The following is an 898-nucleotide window of genomic DNA, read 5'->3' as shown; positions in this document are numbered from 1 at the left end:
GCGGTCGAGCGTGGCTCCATCGTGCTTTGCGACCGCTTCCTCGATTCCTCACGCGTCTATCAGGGCGTCACCGGCGGCATCGATCCGGCGTTCATGGATGCGCTGGAACAGGTCGCCATCAACGGCATGATGCCGGACATGACGCTGATCTTCGACATCGACCCAGCGGAAGGCCTGAGGCGCGCAACGCTGCGGCGCGGCGCCGAGGCAGTCGCCGACCGTTTCGAAAAGGAGACGCTGGCGATCCACCAGGCCCGCCGCGAGGCGTTTCTGGCGATCGCCAAGGCCGAGCCGGAGCGCTGCATCGTCGTCGACGCAGCCGCCGAGCCCGACGCGGTTGAGAACGTCGTCACCGCGGCAGTGTTCGCGGCGCTGGCGGCGAGAGCGCCGGCACGCGACAGGCAGGCGACGCCGGCATGATCTTCGAGCGCATCGCACCCGAGCAGCACGACACGCTCGACGGCGTGCCGGAGCCCTCCGAAACGCCCCTTCTGGTCGGGCACGGCCAGGCTGCAGGCGTGCTCACCGCCGCCTATCGCGCCGGCAAGCTGCCGCATGCGCTGATCTTTTCCGGGCCAGTCGGCATCGGCAAGGCGACGCTCGCCTTCCACCTTGCGCATCATCTGCTGAAGCACCCGGATTTCGCGCAGGCGCCGGAAAGCCTTGCCGCTCCCGATCCGGCGTCGTCGCTGTTTCGCCAGATCGCCACCGGGGCGCATCCTTCCGTGCTGCATCTGACCCGGCCGCTGAACGACAAGACCAAGAGTTTCAAGACGGTCGTCACCGTCGATGAGATCCGCAAGGTCAGCCGCTTCCTGTCGCTGACCTCGCATGACGGCAGCTACCGGGTCGTCATCGTCGACCCCGCCGACGACATGAACACCAATGCCGCCAATGC

2 pseudogenes are annotated in these 898 nt (G+C 67.4%); both read left to right on the top strand.

Annotation, left to right across the window (positions count from 1 at the left end):
* Positions 1–420, top strand: a pseudogene (locus tag EN879_RS37405) (thymidylate kinase); the annotation flags it as partial.
* Positions 417–898: pseudogene (locus EN879_RS37400) on the top strand (DNA polymerase III subunit delta'); the annotation flags it as partial. The pseudogenes EN879_RS37405 and EN879_RS37400, both read left to right, overlap by 4 nt.

It is taken from the genome of Mesorhizobium sp. M7A.F.Ca.AU.002.02.1.1 (genome assembly GCF_003998535.1).
Classification (GTDB): Bacteria; Pseudomonadota; Alphaproteobacteria; order Rhizobiales; family Rhizobiaceae; genus Mesorhizobium; species Mesorhizobium ciceri.
The sequence above is the reverse complement of the archived record's forward strand: the minus strand, read 5'-3'. Positions and strand labels throughout refer to the sequence as shown.